We start from the raw sequence: 20,642 nt of genomic DNA on the forward strand, positions 1-20,642 counted from the left end.
TTATAGTACACTAAAATATCGTGCCTCGGGGTGAGCAAATACCATTGCCGTTACAGATGCTTCCGGCTCCATCATAAATCCTTCTGTTAGCGAAATCCCTATTTCCTCTGGCTGAATTAGACGAAATAATTTCTCTTGATCAGCAAGTTCCGGGCAAGCTGGATAACCGAAAGAAACGCGAATCCCTTGATATTTTGTTCGGAATCGTTCTTCCATCGTCATCTCAGGTGAATCTGGAATTCCAAAGCGATCGCGAATCAACATATGTGTTTTTTCAGCAAGACCTTCGGCTAGTTCTAGCGCTAATGATTGAATGGCATGACTACGTAAGTAATCCCCTTTCTCCTTCCATTCCTCCGCAATATCACGAACACCTTGCCCAACTGTAACCGATAAAAAGGCCACATAATCCATTTCATCTCCGGCCGGCCTTAAGTAATCTCCTAATGTACGGTACGGAGCTTTCCCTTGTCTTGGAAACGAAAATCGCTCTATTATACGCGTATGATCTTCCGGATCATAAATGATAATACTTTGTCCTTCACTTTGAGCAGGGAAAAATTGATAGACCGCTTTTGGTCGTAGCCAAGATTGTCCTTCTTGCAGTAGTTCATCAATTAAATTGTTTAATTCATGCGCTCGTTTGTCCCCTTCCCTCAGCAGTTTTTTCACATTTCCTTTTAGGCCAAGATGATGTCCGATTAACATTTGTCTATTTAAAAACGGCGCAAGGTGCGAAATCGGAATATCGCGCAGTATGACCCGCTTTGTTGAGTCAGGTACCATAATCTTCGCTGGCTCCAATGGTTCAATTACAGCTGGTATTACCGCTACTTTTTTCTCCTCTTGTTTCACAACATGAAGATGACGCTCCATTTTGTCCTGCTTCATTTTTTCTCGTTCCTCTTCTTTTTGTAATCGATTGATAAGATCGAGTCCTGTCATTGCATCGCTCGCATATAAAACAAGACCTTTATAAGAGGGAGAAATTCGATTATCTGTAAATTTCCTTGTGAGTGCTGCGCCACCCACGACAATGGGAATATCAATATTTGCCGCCTGTAAATCTTCAGCAGTTGTTACCATTTGTTGTGCTGATTTCACTAACAATCCAGAAAGTCCAATAATATCGGGTTTCGTCTCTTGTACTTCTTGAACAATACGATCAGAGCGGACATTAATTCCTAAATTCACAATTTCATAGCCATTGTTTGATAAAATAATTTCCACAAGATTTTTACCAATATCATGTACGTCGCCTTTTACAGTCGCTAACAATACTTTCCCTTTTTTCGCACTATCGCTAGACTCCATATACGGCTCTAAATAGGCCACAGCAGCTTTCATACTTTCTGCACTTTGTAATACTTCAGCCACAATCAGCTCATTATTATTAAATAAGCGGCCAACCTCGTCCATCCCAGCCATAAGCGGACCATTAATAATATCAAGAGGTTTTCTTCCTTCTATAAGCGCAAGACTTAAATCTTCCTGTAACCCTTGCTTTGTTCCCTCCACAATATAATTTGCTAATCGTTCATCAAGCGTTAATATTTCTTGTACAACAGCTTCTTTCTTCTTCGCACTTCGGTAAAAGTTCGTGAATTCTTCCAATGTTTCTTTCATTGTTTCAAATAATAGCGCGTCTGCGAGTTCCTTTTCTTCCTCTGGAATCGACGCATAGCGTTCTAATTTTTCAGTGTTTACAATAGCATAATCAAGTCCCGCTTTTGTTGCATGATATAAAAAGACCGAGTTTAGTACTTCACGACCAGCTGGCGGTAAACCAAACGATATATTACTCACACCTAAGATTGTTAAACATTCTGGAAGAGCTTCTTTAATAAGACGAATTCCTTCAATTGTAGCTGCTGCTGAACCGATATATTCTTCATCACCAGTTCCTACTGGAAAAACAAGCGCATCAAAAATAATATCCGATGGACGTATACCATATTTCTTTGTTAACAATTTATAACTTCGTTTTGCAATTTCTAATTTTCTTTCGGCACTAACCGCCATGCCCTCTTCATCAATCGTTCCTACTACAATAGCAGCACCGTATTTACGGATGAGCGGTGTTACTTTCTCAAAACGCTCCTCCCCGTTTTCTAAATTAATCGAGTTAATGACGCCTTTTCCTTGTATATATGTGAGAGCTTTTGCCATTACATTTTCATCCGTTGAATCAATCATAATTGGGACCTTTAATACTTTCGTAACCTCTGCTAAAAAGTTTTCCATATCTTCTACTTCATCACGGTCAGGATCCGCCATACAAATGTCAATAATATGAGCATTTTTCTTTACCTGCGCCCTCGCAACTTCAGCAGCTTCTTCAAAGTTTCCTTCTGCTACTAACCGTTTAAATTTGCGTGATCCAATCACATTGGTTCTTTCGCCAACAAATAACGGCCTCATAGAATCATCGTATTGCAATGCTTCTAAACCGCTAATCCCGTGACCTGCTCGCCCATGATTCTTGCGTGGTTTGAGCGATTTAAGTGCCGCTTTTATCGCCCTTATATGATCTGGTGTTGTCCCGCAGCAACCACCAACTATATTCATCCACCCTTCTTCAGCAAATCGCTTCACCTTTTCAGCAAGGGAAGCTGGTGATTCATGATAATGTCCATCCTCATCTGGCAGACCTGCATTTGGATAACAAGAAATATAACACTCCGATAAATCAGAAAGAGAACGAATATGCTCACGCATAAATTCTGGTCCTGTCGCACAGTTTAATCCGACAGATAATGGCTTCATATGCTCAACTGATAAATAAAACGCCTCGATTGTTTGACCAGCTAAAGTTGTTCCCATTGGTTCTATCGTTCCTGAAATCATAAGGGGCACTGTTTGATTCACCTCTGTAAACGCTTGTTGAATCCCTAAATATGCCGCTTTCACGTTCCGCATATCTTGACTCGTCTCAACAAGCAATACATCAACACCGCCCCGTAATAATCCTCTTGCTTGTCTAGTATATGCCTCAATTAACTCTTCAAAGGTTACCCCACCAGTTACACTAATTGCTTTTGTCGTTGGTCCCATCGCGCCCGCTACATATACTTCTTTGCCACATTCTCTTACAGCTTGTTTCGCTAAAAGTGCTGCTCTTTCATTCAGCTCTTCATCTAAATGAGACAATTCATAATCATGCAATACGATATTTGTAGCACCAAACGTATTTGTTTCTATAATATCCGCACCCGCTTCAATGTAAGCTTTATGAATGTCTAAAATGACATCTGGTCTTGTTTTTACTAAGTATTCATTACAACCTTCATATGCTTCACCACCAAAATCTTCAGCAGTTAAATCTGCTTGCTGAATCATTGTTCCCATCGCACCATCTAATATTAAAATATTATGTTGTAATCTTTCTTCTATCGTTTTCATTCGTTTATTACCTCTTTCACTTCTTGCTTTTCTCTCACATACTTAACAAGATTTTCTGTAATTTCATATTTTAAAAATGGTGTGATGAGATAAATACCGTTAAAATATTTCATCGTAGCATCAATTAATTCTTGTGAAATGCGAATTCCCTCTTCAATTGCTGCCTCCTGGGTTTCATGCCCATCCATTCTCTGTCTTACCTCGTCCGGCAATGTAATGCCTGGCACCTCAAAATGAAGAAAATCTGCATTTCGCTTGCTTACTAAAGGCATAATTCCAATAAAAATCGGGTGTTCCAGATGCTTCGTTGCCTCGTACACTTCTTTAATTAAAGCTACATCATAAATTGGCTGTGTTAAGAAGTACTCTGCACCAGCTGCAATTTTTCTCTCCATCCGTTTTACCGCTGCCTTTAAATGCCTCACATGTGGATTAAAGGCTCCCCCAACAGAGAATCTCGTCGCAGGACCAATTGATTTTCCTAAAATGGTTCGACCATCATTCATTTCCTTAATCATTTTAATCAACTCAATAGATGATAAGTCATATACCGAAGTTGCCCCTGGAAAATCACCAACACGGGCTGGGTCACCTGTTAAAGCTAGCACTTCTTCCATCCCTAATGCTGATAATCCAAGCAAATGTGATTGCAAACCAATCACATTATGATCTCGGCATGTTAAATGAATGAGTACTGGAATATCATGCTTCGTTAATAACGCCCCCATTGCCATGTTCGAAACACGCGGTGACGCTAACGAGTTATCTGCTAACGTAATCGCATCAGCACCTGCTCTTTTCAATAATCTAGCACCTTCAAAAAAGCGCTGTGTATCCAATGTTTTAGGGGGATCTAATTCAACAACAACTGTCGTTTGCTTCTTTGCTTTCTCTGCAAGAGTAACATGAGTGCGTGAACGTTTCGCATGTGTATGAATGACTTGCGGCCGTTGAAAAATTTGTTTCTCTGTAACGGGTGTTTCATTCGTGATTGCACGTTTCATCCCTTTAATATGTGCTGGCGTTGTACCACAACAACCGCCCAATAACCGAATCCCTTGTTCAATAAATTTCGGTGTCATCGCCTCAAAATAGGCAGGGCTTCCTTCGTATAAATAACGTCCTTCTACATAGTTTGGAAGACCTGCGTTTGGATAAGCCGACAAGTAACCATTCTTTGGAATCGATATCATTTTGAAAGCTTCCGTCATATGAAGCGGTCCTAATTGACAGTTTAAACCGACTACATTTGCACCGTAATCTAAAAGCCCTGTTAATATTTCATTTACATCATTACCATTTTGCGTTGTGCCTGCTTCATGAAGCGCTAGTTGTGCAATAATCGGAATATCCGTTTGTTTTCGTAACACTTTTACTGCATGAAACAATTCGAATTCATCATAAAATGTTTCTAATAATAGCCCATCAACTTTTTCCTCTAATAAAGCTCCAGCCTGCTCAAGTAGCATAAATTCTCGTTCCATATCAGTCGTTGTAACGGCTCCGATATGCTTCATCCCACCAATCGTCCCTAAAATAGCATTCTTGTCTGTCACAGCTGCTTTCGCAAGCTTTACCGCTGCTTTATTAATTTGAACAACCTGATTTTCTAGGCCATACATACGCAGTTTTGCTTCATTTGCACCATATGTATTTGTTTGAATAACATCTGCACCAGCAGCTACATATTGTTTGTGAATCGATATAATTAAATCTGGATCAGACAGGTTCAATTCTTCAAAACTACTTTGTAAACCATGTGAGTGTAATAACGTTCCAATTGCACCATCACCTATCACGATACCTTTTGATAATAGATCTAGTAATTTCACTTTTCTCCCTCTTTTCTATTAATATAAAAAACCCCTCTTCACCTTGAAGAGGGGGGACATTATCGTTCCTCCTCTTATCATGCAAAACTGTTCGTTTCGCAGGTATTAGCACCGTTTCAAACATTTCATTTGAAGGTTGCTGGGTTTCACAGGGCCTTTCCCTCCACCGCTCGTAATAAGAGTTTGTCTTTAACTATTTATTTTATTAAAAGGAAATATGCTCACCTTTTAACATGTTTGTTAATTTTCTAATAAATTTAGCATCCGATAGAATAAAAGTCAATGTAATTTAAGTGAAAATAAAAAATATTTAAAATAAAGTTGCAATCCAATTATCTTTTGTTGTACAGTTAAAAACATAATAAAATTTCATACAAAATATTCTTATCCAGAGAGGTAGAGGGACTGGCCCGACGACGCCTCAGCAACCATTAACGCGATTCGTTAATAAGGTGCTAATTCCAGCAAATTGTAAAAAAATTTGACAGATAAGAAGAAGACTATATTCGAATGAAAGCCTTCTTCTTAGAAGGCTTTTTTATTTTTATACCACTTAAAATTTTATATTTTATTTCATAAAGGAGGAATGTTACATGTCAACAATTGAAACAAAACTAGCCCAAATTGGAAATCGAAGTGAGACGACAACTGGAACGGTTAATCCCCCTGTTTATTTTTCAACAGCCTATCGCCATGAAGGAATCGGAAAATCTACCGGATTTGATTACTCAAGAACTGGAAATCCAACACGTGATCTTTTAGAGCGCGCAATTGCTGATTTAGAAGAAGGTGAACAAGGATATGCCTGTAGCTCCGGAATGGCAGCGGTTCTTCTCGTCCTTTCCTTACTCCGTTCTGGTGATGAACTTATCGTATCAGAAGACTTATATGGAGGTACTTACCGCTTATTTTCTGAGCATGAAGAAAAGTGGAATATTCGCTGTAGATACGTAGATGCACAATCTATTAACCAAATAGAACAAGCCATCACTTCTCAAACAAAGGCTATTTTTATAGAAACGCCTACCAATCCATTAATGCAAGTTACCGATATTGCAGCTGCCTCAGCCATCGCAAAACGACATGGATTACTTCTAATTGTTGATAATACTTTCTATACTCCTTATATACAACAACCATTAACAGAAGGCGCAGACATTGTCCTTCACAGCGCAACAAAATATTTAGGTGGTCATAATGATGTACTCAGCGGCCTTGTCGTCGCAAAAGGCCAAACACTCTGTGAAGAACTTGCCCACTATCATAATGCTTCTGGCGCTGTATTAAGTCCATTTGATTCGTGGTTATTAATTCGCGGGATGAAAACATTAGCCCTTCGCATGAAACAACATGAAGAAAATGCGAATAAAATTGTTGCTTATTTAAACGACGAAGATGGTGTAACTGATGTATTTTATCCAGGAAAAGGTGGTATGGTTTCATTTCGTCTTCGTGATGAAAAATGGATAAATCCCTTCTTACAATCTTTATCATTAATTACATTCGCTGAAAGCCTTGGCGGTGTTGAGAGTCTGATGACATATCCAGCCACTCAAACACATGCTGATATTCCAGAAGAAGTACGAACAGCACGCGGTGTATGTAATCGCCTCCTTCGCTTCTCCGTTGGCATTGAAAATAGTGATGATTTAATTCAAGACTTAAAGCAAGCTATTACACATGTAAAAGAAGGTGTGAGAATATGAACTATTCCTTAGATACACTCTTGCTTCATAACCAATATAAACATGATTCACAAACTGGGTCTGTTAACGTTCCGATCTATAATACGTCAACATTTCACCAATTTGATGTAGATACTTTTGGAAAATACGACTATAGTCGCTCTGGTAATCCAACACGTGAAGCACTTGAAGATATCATTGTTTTATTAGAAGGTGGAACAAAAGGATTTGCCTTTGCCTCTGGAATCGCGGCAATTTCTACTTCCTTTCTCCTTCTCTCACAAGGGGATCATGTTCTGATCTCAGAAGATGTATACGGCGGAACTTATCGTATTGTAACAGAGGTTCTCTCTCGTTACGGTATTTCATATACATTTGTTGACATGACAAATATAGAAGAGGTAAAGCGAAGCATTAGACCAAACACAAAAGTCTTTTATGTTGAAACACCATCCAATCCACTATTAAAAGTAACTGATATTCGTGCTGTTTGTAAATTAGCAAAGTCTGCTGGGGCCCTTACGTTTGTTGATAATACTTTTTTAACGCCTCTATTCCAAAAACCCCTTGAGCTTGGAGCAGATGTTGTACTTCATAGTGCCACAAAATTTATTGCTGGGCATAGTGATGTTACAGCTGGATTAGCTGTTGTAAAAGATGAAGATCTTGCTCAAAAACTTGGCTTCTTGCAAAATGCCTTTGGTGCTATATTAGGACCTCAAGATTGTTCTCTCGTACTTCGCGGGATGAAAACATTACACGTACGTCTCGAATACTCAGCAGCAAATGCAAATAAAATGGCTCATTATTTACAAAAGCATTCAAAAATCCAAAATGTATATTATCCTGGATTAGAATCACATTCTGGTTATGGCGTACAACAATCACAAGCAAAATCTGCTGGGGCTGTTCTATCTTTCGCACTACAATCAGAAGATGCACTGCACCAATTTCTATCTAAAGTAAAACTCCCTGTATTTGCTGTTAGCCTAGGAGCCGTTGAATCGATTCTCTCTTATCCTGCTAAGATGACCCATGCAGCATTGTCTCAGGAAGTGCGAGATGAAAGAGGTATTTCTAATTCATTACTTCGCTTATCGGTCGGCCTCGAGAATATAAATGATTTAATTTCTGACTTTGAAAATGCTCTTTCTTATGTAGAGGAACCTGTGAATGCATAGGAATTTTGATTTTGCTACATTTGAACATGAAGATGCAATACAAAAAAGAACCTGAATTCAGGTTCTTTTTCTCTTCCAATGTTTAGACGCCTCATCTTTCTAAGCTGATACATATTCTATATAAGGGTACAAAATTCCTTTTAGTATTGTTTTCAAAATTTTGTATATTAATTTGAAAGAACAAAAAAATCATGATAAACTTGTGTTATAAGTATATCCGTATCTTTCCAATTTTACAACGTATTACAATTTCTAATCAAAAACATCTTTTTTACAAAACGTACAAATTTATCTTTTTTATTTACACTAGAGTCTCTTTTCTTACATTTTCTTTACTTTAGAACGTTTTTTCTGCAACAACTATTTTCTTTTCTTTAATTTTTTGGTATGAATAGTATGGTATAACAGCTTACACGGAGGTGGAAAAAAACATGTTAGAAACCTTTCAAAAAGAATTAGAACTATATGAGAGTAATGCAGAGTTACTAAAAGTGCTTGCTCATCCTGTTCGCTTATGTATTGTAAAGGGATTAATTGAACGAGGTCCAAGTAACGTTTCTACAATGTACACAGGCTTAAACATGCCACAATCCACAATTTCACAACATTTAGCAAAATTAAAAAGTGCTAAAATCGTTTCTAGTGAAAGAAAAGGATTAGAAATTTACTACAAAGTAGAAAATGAAACAATTATTCAACTTGTTCACGTATTACTAGGTTAGGGATTATTAAACAGAGAAAAAAAGGGCGTATTCTATATTTTTCATCTCATATCTTTAATATAAATATATATCATGAGAGGAAATATACAATACTACATACTAAAAGTCGTATTAAAAAACAAGACGCAGAAACTTTCTGTGTCTTGTTTTTTCTATATAGACAAATAACGCTTCAAATTAAAAAATTGCATCCCCTTTTTTTGAATAACAACATCAAAGACATCACCCATTCCTCCATTCAAAATCATAGAGCGAATCGCACGATTTGTTTTCTGTTTCTCAGAAAAAGGATCCGGATCTTGATGACTAGCAAGCTGTTCTAGTATCCCCGCCGCTAGTAAAAACTCATTTTGCTTTGTGTGCCATACTGTATCAAGGCCTTGCATTGCCCCTGTTTCCTTCAGCTCATCCCAATGGATATGCGCTGTAATATCCATCTCTCCTGAATACTCAAGAGGATTTCGAATGAGCCTATGGTTATAATATCCCCTTAGACTTCCTTCACGGTGCGCTGGATGCATCCATTCTGCCTTTGTATACCCATAATCAGCCGTGATAAATAAACCTTTCTTGAGCCATCTTGCAACTTCTTGTACATAGTTTTCCATTGCTATTGGGACTTCAAAACGCTGTCCTTCAAAAAGCTGAATATGATGTCTTCGTAAATAACTCCGTAGTCTTTCTTCTATCGGTCTTAATACTTCTGTAAGTTTTCCTTCTTCTGTATATGTAACCCTTACTTCATACAAAATACCATTCCGCTTCTCAATTACCTCAACAGGAAAAGCATCAAACAATTCATTCGAAAAAACAATTCCTGTAAAAGAATCTCCTAACTCTTTATAGGACTCATGCTGAGAAATATTTAGAAATGAGCCAAGTTGATTGTTTTGTAATTTCCTATGAAAAGGGCTCAACTCAATAATAGAATAGCGTAAATCTGTGAAGGTTTCTGGAGATAACTGTTTCCATTCCCGCAAAACATCGTAGGCAAATCTCCCAGTTCCTCCTCCAATTTCGCAAATGTTTGGCGCGACCTCTCCATTTTGGACAAGATGAATAAAAAAGTGAGCAAATGTCCTTGCAAACACAGAAGAGACGTTACTACTCGTGAAAAAATCACCTTTCCTTCCAATTTTCTCACGATTTTTCATATAGTATCCGTACTTCTCATCATACAATGCAAAGTTCATATATGTACCATATGAAATCGAATAATCCTTCTCCCTTTCCATCCATTCTCTTAAAACGAGCTCCATCCCCATATAAGCACCTTATTGTAAAAACGGATTATTTTCTTTTTCAAAGCCAATATTTGTTTCCGGACCATGTCCGCATAACACAGCCGTGTCATCTGGTAGTACAAATAATTTCTCTTCAATACTTCCGATTAATTCTGCAAAGCTTCCGTCTGGTAAATCCGTGCGGCCAATGCTCATTTGGAATAATACATCTCCTGAAAATACAGCATTTGCCTCTTTGCAATAATATGAAATACTACCTGGAGAATGTCCCGGTGTCTCAAACATTTCAAATGTAAAAGATCCAATCGTTAACGTTCCTTCTCCATCAATGATATGATCTGCTGGCTTTGCTGTAATACTTCGATTCATCATAAAAATTTGCGAACCATTTACAGTCGCATCACCTAGCCAATCCGCTTCTTCTTTATGTACATATACCGGGATACAAAACGCATCCCTCACTGCATCGACTGCACCAATATGATCGAAATGAGCATGTGTTAATAAAACTGCTAATGGTTTTAATTGTTCTTCTTGTAAATACGTTACAAGTTTCTCACCTTCACTACCTGGATCAAAAATAATACATTCTTTTTGATCATTGCTTAAAATATATGCATTTGTTTGTAATGGTCCTAGCGGCATTTGTATCCACTTCATTTTCAAATCTCCTCCAGTTGTTGAACTTACTTTTATGATACAACATTTCTTTCCCTTAAGAAAAGAAATGTTGCTATCTCGACAACCATTTCTAAAACATGTACAATAAAAAAGAAGGAATATTCCAAAAACTCAAACAAAAGAATAAGAGAGCAGAGGGGGATCATATATGGGGCTTGTTATCATTTTTGGGCTAGTCACTCTGTTAGCTGTATTTGCAACCCTTAGAACGTTACGTGAAAAAAATCTACTTGCAGGCGGCTTTGCTGTTGCAACTGTACTGGTTTTCGGATGGTTTACAGTCATGACTGTCCTAAATAGCGGGTACCCGCCAACTCATTAATTCACTTTCAGTTCTATTCTCCATCAAGATATTGCATAAAAAGAGGAAGGGATTCTCCCTTCCTCTTCTTTATTCTACTAATTACTAGGCATCATTATCTTCAATAATTATATCGTTTTTGCTTCATATTTATGCTTCTTTACAAGCCAAGCTCCACCGATTACACCTGCATCATTACCAAGCACTGCAATCGCTAGCTTTGTGCTCTTAACAGCACGTGAAAATGCATATTGTTCAAAATAGCGCTGAATTGGCTGTAATAGTGCATCACCAGCTTTTGATACGCCGCCGCCAATTACGATTTTTTCAGGGTTTAACGTACTAGACAGGTTGGCTACCGCTAGTCCTAAATAAGAAGCTACTTTTTCTACAACTTCCCCTGCCAAGGCATCACCTTGTCCAAGTGCCTCAAATACATCTTTTGATGTAATACGTCCCTCTTCTTCTAACATAGAGCGCAGTACACTTTCTTTATCTGTATCTTGTATTTTTTGCATTGCAATACGTACAATACCTGTTGCCGAAGCTACTGTTTCTAGGCATCCAGATTTTCCGCAGTTACAAGGAAATGCATTCTCTGTAACAACTGTAATATGTCCAATTTCACCAGCTGCACCGCTTGCACCGTGTATGATTTCCCCGTTTACAATCACACCGCCACCAACGCCAGTTCCAAGTGTCATACAAATTAAATCTTTTGCTCCTTCACCAGCACCCTTCCACATTTCGCCAAGCGCTGCCAAATTTGCATCATTATCAATTACAACAGGTAAACCTGTTTCTACTTCTAATAAGTCTTTTAACGGATAGTTTTTCCATCCTAAGTTAACTGCTTCATAAATCATTCCAGAAGCAACATGTACAGGACCAGGAGCTCCCATACCAATACCGATTAACTTGCTTTTTAATTCTCCTAATTCTTCTAGCTTTTCATCAATTGCTTTTGCTACATCTAATGTAATATGTTTTCCTTGCTCACTTGTATTCGTTGGGATTTCCCACTTATGTAAAATTTCACCGTATACATTAATAAATGCTAATTTAATTGTTGTCCCGCCAAGGTCAACACCCACTAACCACTTTTCCTCCATTTTTGCTAACCCACCTTTTTCTATTCCTTACTCATCTCTTTTTGAATCTCTTGCTTTATTAAAAATAAAGCTGTTTGATAGTCTTTTGGGTCGATCAGTTGTGATTGATTTAATTCACGTAGCTCATCTTGCATTAATTGTAAATCAGCGATTCGATCACCTGTATAAATGATCGTTCCAAATTTTTTTAGTAATTGCTGAATATCATAAATCGATATCATTTTATCACCCTCTATGTACACTTATTATGGAAATATAATAAGAAAACGTTCACATATTTTATTATAATCAACAAGAAAAAGTCTCGTCAATTTTTATTTGTCTATACAATTCCATTTTGAACAATTGTTTCTTTTTCTGTAATAATTTTTTGTATATTTTGATCAAATGGCTCCGTCGGAATATCATTCACAATTTGAAAATCAAAAGCTAATGATAGTGTTTTCCCCTCATATCGTACAAGGTAGCGATCATAATATCCACCGCCGTACCCGATACGTTCTCCTCGTCTTGTATATGCAACTCCAGGTACAACAAGAAGATCAATTTCATTTGCCTCTACTTCTTTTGTTAATGCAGGAATGGGCTCACGTAAATTCATATATACCGTTTCTAATTGGTCAAAATTAACGATTTGACGAAAAGTCATTGTTCTTGTCTTTCGATTACACTTTGGTACAACAACTTTTTTGCCTTCCTGCCATGCTTTTTCAATAATAATATATGTATTAACTTCATGTTCCATCGAGAGAGTAATTCCGATTGTTTCAGCTTCTTTCCACTCCCTTTGTTCATATAAAGAAAATACAATCTGTTCTGATAAATTTTTATACTGTTCTGTCGATAAAGAATTCATGTGTTCTAATATTCGCTTGCGTAAACGCACCTTCTCTTCTTTCACACGCTTTTCCCCCTTGCACTAACACTCTATTCTGCTGAACACCTTTATCTAAAAAATAAATAAAATTCTTATGAGATAGTTTATCATTTTAAATACAGGCTGCACAGTCAAACATTTGTGCAAAATAAAAAGAAACAGTAGGAAATATTCCTACTGCTTACTTTGTTTCACGGTGTAACGTAGACTTCTTGTCACGCTTGCAATACTTTTTAAGCTCAAGGCGCTCCGTGTTGTTACGTTTATTTTTCTTTGAGATATAGTTACGATCTCCGCATTCTGTACATGCTAGAGTAATATTCACACGCATTCTTATTTCCCTCCAGTCACTAATAACTTAAATCAGACTATACTATAATACCACTTTTAAAATAAAAATTCTACACCTTTTGATATTGTCTAATTTTTTCTATAAGATTTTTCATGTTTTCCTTTGCTATGACTGGATTTCTCGCATGTGAATATACAAGAAATTTTGGTTGTTTTGCATCAGAAACGATATAAGACCACTCTTTTTCCGTATATTTAAATTGAATCCCCTCTAATACTTCTATCTCTTTTTTCTCTATATCTTGCAATAACATTCCCATTACTTTCCCTTTCTCTTTCCATGAACATACAACCTCATCACATAATAAATAAAGAGGTGGTGATTGCTCTAACATAACTGATAGTGTTTTTCCTTGCTTAGCAATCAACTCGAATAATTTTCCAATTCGATATAAAATATCCCTTTGCCACCTTATTTGAAGCGAATCTTTTTCACCATGCATATAAAAAAGAAGGTAACAATCTCCTAATTTTAATGATATCGGATACGTATTCCCTACCGTTTCAAGTAGTAAATCTGGTACATCTATTTCTTCAAAATTTGTATTTTGGTAAATACCACCATGGTTATCATATAGTTCAAACTTATTTCCTTGTTCATAAAACATAAGAGCTATATTTGCTCTACTAGATTTCATTAAAGATTTAACATGTTCTTTTTGCTCCCTTGCGTACACCCACGTAATTGAACATCCAAGTTTTTGGAGAAAGGAAATGAGCAATGGTTGCGACATATCATCTCTTTTATTAATAAGAAGATGAAACTGCTGCTTTTGTATTTCCTCAACATCTACATGCTCTAAAACAGATTCAACATAATTTTCTAAGCTAACCTGCACCGGTTTATTTCGCCCTATTTCTTTGTCATATGCGTAATGAAAAGCCTCTGACATATACAAGCCTTCAATTTCTTTTTGCTGCTTATATGTTAAACGTAATCCTTCTTTACCATACAATTGTATGACAATCACCTTTCCTTTTTCTAATCGAACCAAAACGCCTCCCGTGCATTCTAGCTCATGAATCGCATATTGAAAAGGCGATTCATCCATCTCCTGACACTCCATCGTATTGATTCCAACACCATGAATTGCATGTAGAAATAATTTTTTAAAAGCAGTCGCTTCTGCATTCTCATGACTCCCAATTAATATACGATCTCCTTTTGAAAAAAGTGAACCAAACGCCATTGCAATTTTCACAATAACTTGAGGCGTTATTTCTATATTACCTCTACCTACTATCTGGCTTTTTTGTAACCATCCTGCTGTATGTTCACCTTCCGTGACGCCTGAGGATGCAATTACAGAATGGCTATCAATCACTTTATAAGGCCATATTTTTCCATTTTGTTTAATTATCGTATTTTTTCCAATCCGGCATCGATCTGCTATAACACTCTTCTGAAACAATGTAACATCATCTTCAACCATCGTATTTTCTCCAACAGTCGTTTCTAGAAGTTCACAATGCTTCCCAACATATGTGTGTGCAAAAACAATACTTTTTTGAAGATGCGTGTAGTTTGAAATAATACTGTGCTTGCCAATAATTGAATACGGTTCAATTATTGCCCCATTTCCAATGACCGCCCCTTCCCCAATAAAAGAAGGACCGTGAATCTTCGTACCCTTTTCAATTGTGACGTCTTCTCCCATCCAAACCATCGGTAGCACTTCTGTATAAGAAATCGGTACTTGCACTTTCTTTGTCAGTAAATCAAACTGAGCTTGCCGATACTGAGCAAATGTACCAATATCTAGCCAGTATCCTTCTGCCACATATCCAAATAGCGCATTTTTATTTTCTAATAACGGAAAAACATGATGACTAAAATCAACGAATTGCTCAGATGGAATATAAGAAAAAATTTCTGGCTCCATTATATAAATTCCAGTATTCACAATATTAGAGATTACTTCATTCCAACTCGGTTTTTCTATGTAGCGTACAATTTCTTGCTCTTTGTTCATCACGACTAAACCAAAAGGTAGTGGATTTTCCACTTCTTTCACAAACACCGTTACCATTCTCTTCTTACATTGATGAAATTCAATTCCTTTCGATAATTGAAAATCAGTTAATGCATCCCCACTAATTACTACAAACGGTTCATCTAAAAACGCTTCTGCCTGCTTAATACTCCCTGCCGTACCAAGTGGCGGTGAATCCTCGAAGTAATGCAAGTTCACGCCCCATTTACTACCATCTCCAAAGTATTGTTTGATGGCAGTACTCATATATTGAACCGTAATCGCAATTTCATGAATACCATGTTGCCGGAGCAATTCAATGTTATATTCTAAGACTGGCTTTTCTAGTAATGGCAGCATCGGTTTTGGAAAATTACATGTTAATGGTCTAAGGCGTCTTCCTTTTCCACCGGCTAAAATAACCCCCTTCATATACATTCATCCTCCACTTTTATAATGTTGAACGATTTTGTATACCATATGTATGTCACTTCTATATGAATTAACTTTGTCAATTTAGAACCCTACAAAAGAAAGCGCTTACTCATTGATTTAAAAATGAAATTTAAATTTGTTTTATTTTTCCATCTTATATTATGATACATCTTATCATCATAAATCGAACGAGACAACGAGCTTTTTTTGTCATGTTTTGACTAAAAAAGCAGATGACTTCCTATCATCTGCTTTAACCTACCGCCTATTCATTTAATAAATAATGTTTTCCTTTCACCAAATAGAAAACATTTTCAGCAATATTTGTAATGTGATCTGCCACACGCTCAATATAACGTGCAATAAAAGATAATTGTGTAATTTGTGTAATCGTCTCAGGATGTTCAGGAACGGAAGATATAAATTCACGAATTGCTTTTCCATATATTTCATCAACCGAATCATCCATTTCTGCAATTTGCTTTGCAGATGTTAAATTTTCTTTTTGATATGCTTCCAATGATAAATGTAACATTTCATTAGCGATTGTAAACATTTCCTCTATATTATGCAAGTCAACAGACGTTTCTTTTTCACCAAGTCGGATCGTTGCTTTCGCAATGTTTACTGCATGGTCTGCGATACGTTCTAAATCTGTTGCTGTTTTAATCGAAACGAAAATTCTTCGTAAATCACTTGCCACAGGCTGTTGTTTCGTGATTAACATAAGCGCAAGATCGTTGATTTCCTCTTCCAAATTGTCCATGCGATAATCACCATCAATAACTTCCAACGCTTTCTCTACATCTCTATTTTGAAGGCCTTCCATAGAAAGTGACAGAGCTTCTCTTGCTAGTTCCCCAAGTTCAATTACTTTTTGCTGTAATGCTTGTAAATCATAATGAAATTGTTCTCGTACCATGTTTCTTCCCCCTTATCTATTACATACATAAAAAATGACAAATGCCCCTCTTAAGAGGAGCATTTACTCTTATTAGCCAAATCGTCCTGTAATATAATCTTCTGTACGTTTATCTGTAGGCATTGTAAATAATTTATTTGTATCTGTATATTCAACAACTTCACCACTTAAGAAGAAAGCTGTTTTATCTGAAATACGTGCCGCTTGTTGCATATTGTGCGTCACAATTACAATACTAAAATCTTTCTTTAATTCTTGAATCAATTCTTCTACTTTTAATGTAGAAATCGGGTCTAAAGCTGATGTTGGTTCATCCATTAAAATAACATCTGGTTCAATTGCTAAACAACGTGCGATACATAAGCGCTGCTGTTGTCCACCAGATAGGCCATATGCATTGTCATGTAATCGATCTTTTAATTCATCCCAAATTGCTGCACCACGTAAACTTTTTTCAACAATTGCATCAAGCGTCTTCTTATCACGAATACCATGAATTTTTGGGCCATATGCAACATTTTCATAGATGGATTTTGGAAATGGATTTGGCTTTTGGAATACCATGCCAACATGTGTACGTAATTCTTCAACAGGATATGACTTATCAAAGATATTTCGATCTCGATATTCGATTACTCCTGTTGTTCGAACGATAGGTACTAGTTCTACCATACGGTTCAATGTTTTTAAATACGTTGATTTCCCACAACCACTCGGTCCAATGATTGCCGTTACTTCATTCTCATGAATGCTTAAATTCACGTCTTTTAAAGCATGGTCTTCTCCATACCATAAGTTCAAATTTTTCGTATCGAATACAATTTTCTTCGGAGCTGCCTCAATCTTCTCTTCCTTTTTCACCTGTACATTTACTACTGTTGCTACCATCTTGAATTCCCCTTTCATCCACTTCCTACTTATTTACGCTTTCGTAACCATAAGACAACTGCATTCATAATAAGCAACAATCCTAGTAAAACAATCATGCCTGCTGCCGCTACATACTGAAACTCCTCTTGTGGTCTACTCATCCAATTAAAAATTTGAATTGGTAAAACTGTAAATCTATCAAACATGCCAAACGGAATATAATTCGCAAAAGCGAGTGCCCCAATGACTAATAGTGGCGCTGCCTCTCCAATTGCTCTCGATAATGCCAAAATACATCCCGTTAAAATCCCTGGCAAAGCAGTTGGTAATACAACTTGGTACATCGTTTGCCATTTTGTAGCTCCTACTCCATATGAAGCTTCTAATAAGTGGCTTGGTACCATACGTATCGCTTCCTGGCTCGACACAACAACAGTTGGTAACACAAGAAGACTCATCGTAAGCGCTGCTGCTACTATACTCTCACCTAGCTGAAGAACATATACAAAAATCGTTAAACCTAGCAATCCAAACACAACAGATGGCACACCCGCTAATGTTTGAATATTTACTTCTATCATTCTTGTAAATATAGATTGTTTTGCATAATGTTCTAAATATAGCGCTGTACCGACCCCGAATATAAAAGACACCGGTATTACAATGCTCATAAATAATATTGTTCCTGATAATGCCGCAGCAATCCCAGCTTGCTTTGGATTACGTGAAGCAAAGCTCATAAAAAAATCTATTGAAAGGTAACCTACACCTTTTTCAAAAATTTGATATAACAATACAAAGAGTATAGTTATTGAAAATAGCATTGCTATATAAAAAATCACCTTATATATTTTGTCCTTCCAAAAACGCGCTGCCATATTTTCTTTTATTTTCTTATGATTTAACATCTGCATCTTATATCACCTTTCTAAAACGGCGCATAATTTGCTGCGAAATCATATTCATAATAAATGTAAACACAAGTAGTGTAGCTCCTACAGCATACATGCTGTAATAGGTAATTGTTCCATGAGGTGCATCCCCTAGGCTCACTTGTACAATATAGGCTGTTAGCGTTTGAGTGGAATGCGTCGGATCTAAAGATATATTAGGCGTTGAACCACCAGCAATGACAACAATCATCGTTTCACCAATTGCACGAGAAGCTGCCAATAGAATCGCAGCCATAATACCAGTAAACGCTGCTGGAAATATCACTTGCTTCACTGTTTCCAAACGGGTTGCACCCAGTGCCATTGAAGCTTCCTTTACCGCAGATGCTACAGCTCCCATCGCGTCTTCAGAAAGAGAAGCTATTGTTGGTATCATCATAAATCCGACGACAATCCCTGGACTAATTGCATTAAAAAACTGTAAATCAGGAATCATTCGCTGCAAGAACGGCGTAACAATCGTTAAGGCAAAAAAACCGTATACAATTGTCGGAATCCCTGCCAGTAGTTCTAACAATGGTTTTAGTACTTTTCTAGCCAAATTTGAAGCATACTCATTTAAAAATATGGCACACCCTAAGCCAATTGGAATTGCTACTACCATGGCGATTGATGTTACCAGTACGGTCCCACATATAAGCGGCAGTATCCCAAACTTAGGCTCTTCAAAAAAAGGTAACCATTCTTTTTCAGTGAAAAAAGAATAGAACGATACTTTTTGAAAAAACATCATCGTTTCATTTGCTAATGTAATAATAATCCCAATTGTTGTTAGGATAGATACACTAGCAATTGCCTTTAATAATAACGGGACCATTCGATTGATTCGCTGCGTTTTTTTTCTTTTGATTGTATTTCTCTCAATCAAATGTTGCACAGAAAATGTAATCTGACTTTTGTCATTACGAGCCAAAGATGAAAACCCCTTTCCACCCTGACATTATCTTTCTATTTCTGTTAACATTCGCAGCTGTTCATTATATTTTTCTTCTGGTAACTTCACATAACCAACTTCTTCAGCAAGCTTTCCTACATGCTTCATCATAAATGCAACATAATCTGCTACACTGCTTTTATTTTGAATCGAAGCATGATTTACATACGCAAACAACGATCTAGACAATGGCTTATACCTACCAGATTGAATCGTTTCCTTTGTCGGAAATACACCGTTTACTTTTATAGCTTTCACCTTATCTCGATTGGCCATGTAGTAGGCATATCCGACAAACGCGATTGCGTTTGTATCATTCATTACCCCTTGCATAATAACTTGATCGTCTTCTGATAACGAAACTGTTTTTGCAAGGCGATTGTTTTGCAAGACGACACTTTGAAAATAATCATACGTACCAGAATCTACACCTGGCGCATAAAATCGCACTTTTTCATGCGGCCACTTTGGATGTATATATGACCATCGTTTTGTTCTCCCATCTTCGCTCCACAATAGGCGTAACTCTTCTATTGTCATATTATCCGCCCATGTATTTTGACGATTCACAATAATTGTGAGACCATCATAAGCAATTTCAAATGGTGTAAACTGGATGGAATTTTTCTTCATAAATTTCTCTTCCACTTGTTTCATCGAGCGTGAAGCATTATTAATATCTACTTCTCCTGTTCCAAAACGATGAAATCCTCCTCCTGTTCCAGAAATACTAATAGAAACTTTCACACGCGGTTCCTTCTTTGTATATTCCTCTGCTACTGCTTCCATAATAGGGAAAACTGTTGAGGATCCATCAACTCTCACTTCTCCCATTTTATTTGCAGCAGATGCAGTAGACATGTACAAGAACATGGAACATGTCGATACCGCCAAAACCTTAACTGATGTGCTTATCCACTTCACGTGTTTTTCCTCCTAGAAGTAACCTGAAATAACAGGATTACAGGTATAAGAATAATGCTAAACTATTAATTCGGTTTTAATTGTTTGTAAAAGTTTTGTAAATTTCTACTTTTTTATTGTAATACGTTATCCTTTCCTCCTTTTCTTTAAATCAACTAGATGACCGGTCCTAAATAAGAATGTGCAATTTTCCAGCACCCTATTTCGCACATATTACATGCTCGTCCACAATTACTAAAACAT

General features: G+C 36.9%; 18 protein-coding genes and 2 riboswitches. Of the genes, 4 read left to right on the forward strand and 14 right to left on the reverse strand.

The window, feature by feature from the left end; all coding sequences use genetic code 11:
* A complete protein-coding gene (gene metH, locus COO03_RS09315) occupies positions 1-3,402 on the reverse strand; it encodes a methionine synthase (protein ID WP_097896899.1) in 3,402 nt (1,133 codons plus the stop codon).
* On the reverse strand, positions 3,399-5,234 hold the full coding sequence (locus tag COO03_RS09320; protein WP_097896900.1) for a bifunctional homocysteine S-methyltransferase/methylenetetrahydrofolate reductase: 1,836 nt from the start codon (positions 5,232-5,234) through the stop codon (positions 3,399-3,401). Before COO03_RS09320 ends, metH begins: the two co-directional genes overlap by 4 nt.
* A gap of 71 nt (positions 5,235-5,305) precedes the next feature.
* Positions 5,306-5,416: riboswitch (SAM riboswitch) on the reverse strand.
* Between the two features lie 199 nt (positions 5,417-5,615).
* Positions 5,616-5,729: riboswitch (SAM riboswitch) on the forward strand.
* Between the two features lie 98 nt (positions 5,730-5,827).
* Between COO03_RS09320 and COO03_RS09325 the strand changes: the two genes are divergently transcribed.
* The 3 genes from COO03_RS09325 to COO03_RS09340 all read left to right on the forward strand — a co-directional run bounded on the left by COO03_RS09325 (position 5,828) and on the right by COO03_RS09340 (position 8,822).
* Positions 5,828-6,940: a methionine biosynthesis PLP-dependent protein gene (locus tag COO03_RS09325; protein ID WP_097896901.1), complete on the forward strand. Its 1,113-nt coding sequence runs from the start codon at positions 5,828-5,830 to the stop codon at positions 6,938-6,940.
* On the forward strand, positions 6,937-8,100 hold the full coding sequence (gene metC, locus COO03_RS09330) for a cystathionine beta-lyase (protein WP_097896902.1): 1,164 nt from the start codon (positions 6,937-6,939) through the stop codon (positions 8,098-8,100). The genes COO03_RS09325 and metC overlap by 4 nt, the downstream gene beginning before the upstream one ends.
* Positions 8,101-8,531: 431 nt before the next feature.
* On the forward strand, positions 8,532-8,822 hold the full coding sequence (locus COO03_RS09340) for an ArsR/SmtB family transcription factor (protein ID WP_097896903.1): 291 nt from the start codon (positions 8,532-8,534) through the stop codon (positions 8,820-8,822).
* A gap of 152 nt (positions 8,823-8,974) precedes the next feature.
* On the opposite strand, the gene COO03_RS09345 is transcribed toward COO03_RS09340, so the two are convergent.
* Both COO03_RS09345 and COO03_RS09350 read right to left on the reverse strand, forming a co-directional pair.
* Positions 8,975-10,087 carry a class I SAM-dependent methyltransferase gene (locus COO03_RS09345; RefSeq protein ID WP_097896904.1) on the reverse strand — a complete coding sequence of 371 codons (1,113 nt, stop codon included), beginning with the start codon at positions 10,085-10,087 and terminating at the stop codon, positions 8,975-8,977.
* A gap of 9 nt (positions 10,088-10,096) precedes the next feature.
* A complete protein-coding gene (locus tag COO03_RS09350; RefSeq protein WP_097896905.1) occupies positions 10,097-10,726 on the reverse strand; it encodes an MBL fold metallo-hydrolase in 630 nt (209 codons plus the stop codon).
* A 169-nt stretch (positions 10,727-10,895) separates the two neighbouring features.
* On the opposite strand from COO03_RS09350, the gene COO03_RS09355 reads away from it, so the two are divergent.
* Positions 10,896-11,069 carry a DUF2759 domain-containing protein gene (locus tag COO03_RS09355; RefSeq protein WP_097896906.1) on the forward strand — a complete coding sequence of 58 codons (174 nt, stop codon included), beginning with the start codon at positions 10,896-10,898 and terminating at the stop codon, positions 11,067-11,069.
* Positions 11,070-11,176: 107 nt separating this feature from the next.
* On the opposite strand, the gene glcK is transcribed toward COO03_RS09355, so the two are convergent.
* The 10 genes from glcK to COO03_RS09405 all read right to left on the reverse strand — a co-directional run bounded on the left by glcK (position 11,177) and on the right by COO03_RS09405 (position 20,399).
* Positions 11,177-12,160, reverse strand: a complete 984-nt coding sequence (gene glcK, locus COO03_RS09360; protein ID WP_097896907.1) for a glucokinase — start codon at positions 12,158-12,160, stop codon at positions 11,177-11,179.
* Between the two features lie 20 nt (positions 12,161-12,180).
* Positions 12,181-12,381: a YqgQ family protein gene (locus COO03_RS09365; RefSeq protein WP_141523179.1), complete on the reverse strand. Its 201-nt coding sequence runs from the start codon at positions 12,379-12,381 to the stop codon at positions 12,181-12,183.
* A gap of 101 nt (positions 12,382-12,482) precedes the next feature.
* Entirely contained in the window at positions 12,483-13,061 is a 579-nt protein-coding gene (locus tag COO03_RS09370; RefSeq protein WP_097896909.1) for a 5-formyltetrahydrofolate cyclo-ligase, read from the reverse strand.
* A gap of 157 nt (positions 13,062-13,218) precedes the next feature.
* Complete coding sequence (gene rpmG / locus COO03_RS09375) at positions 13,219-13,368, reverse strand: 50S ribosomal protein L33 (RefSeq protein ID WP_001265618.1); 150 nt, start codon at positions 13,366-13,368, stop codon at positions 13,219-13,221.
* Between the two features lie 70 nt (positions 13,369-13,438).
* Positions 13,439-15,793 carry a sugar phosphate nucleotidyltransferase gene (locus COO03_RS09380; protein WP_097896910.1) on the reverse strand — a complete coding sequence of 785 codons (2,355 nt, stop codon included), beginning with the start codon at positions 15,791-15,793 and terminating at the stop codon, positions 13,439-13,441.
* Between the two features lie 268 nt (positions 15,794-16,061).
* Positions 16,062-16,718 (reverse strand): phosphate signaling complex protein PhoU, encoded by a 657-nt coding sequence (gene phoU / locus COO03_RS09385; protein ID WP_097896911.1) that lies wholly within the window; start codon positions 16,716-16,718, stop codon positions 16,062-16,064.
* 72 nt (positions 16,719-16,790) lie between these two features.
* Positions 16,791-17,606 (reverse strand): phosphate ABC transporter ATP-binding protein, encoded by an 816-nt coding sequence (gene pstB, locus COO03_RS09390; RefSeq protein WP_097896912.1) that lies wholly within the window; start codon positions 17,604-17,606, stop codon positions 16,791-16,793.
* 29 nt (positions 17,607-17,635) lie between these two features.
* The gene (gene pstA, locus COO03_RS09395; protein WP_097896913.1) at positions 17,636-18,502 is read right to left on the reverse strand and encodes a phosphate ABC transporter permease PstA; all 867 of its coding nucleotides are present in this window, start codon (positions 18,500-18,502) and stop codon (positions 17,636-17,638) included.
* Position 18,503: 1 nt separating this feature from the next.
* Positions 18,504-19,454, reverse strand: coding sequence for a phosphate ABC transporter permease subunit PstC (pstC, locus tag COO03_RS09400; RefSeq protein WP_097896914.1), 951 nt, complete (start codon positions 19,452-19,454; stop codon positions 18,504-18,506).
* 27 nt (positions 19,455-19,481) lie between these two features.
* Positions 19,482-20,399, reverse strand: coding sequence for a PstS family phosphate ABC transporter substrate-binding protein (locus COO03_RS09405; RefSeq protein ID WP_097896915.1), 918 nt, complete (start codon positions 20,397-20,399; stop codon positions 19,482-19,484).
* Between the last annotated feature and the right edge of the window lie 243 nt (positions 20,400-20,642).

Origin of the sequence: Bacillus sp. AFS098217 (genome assembly GCF_002551815.1) — a bacterium.
GTDB lineage: Bacteria > Bacillota > Bacilli > Bacillales > Bacillaceae_G > Bacillus_A.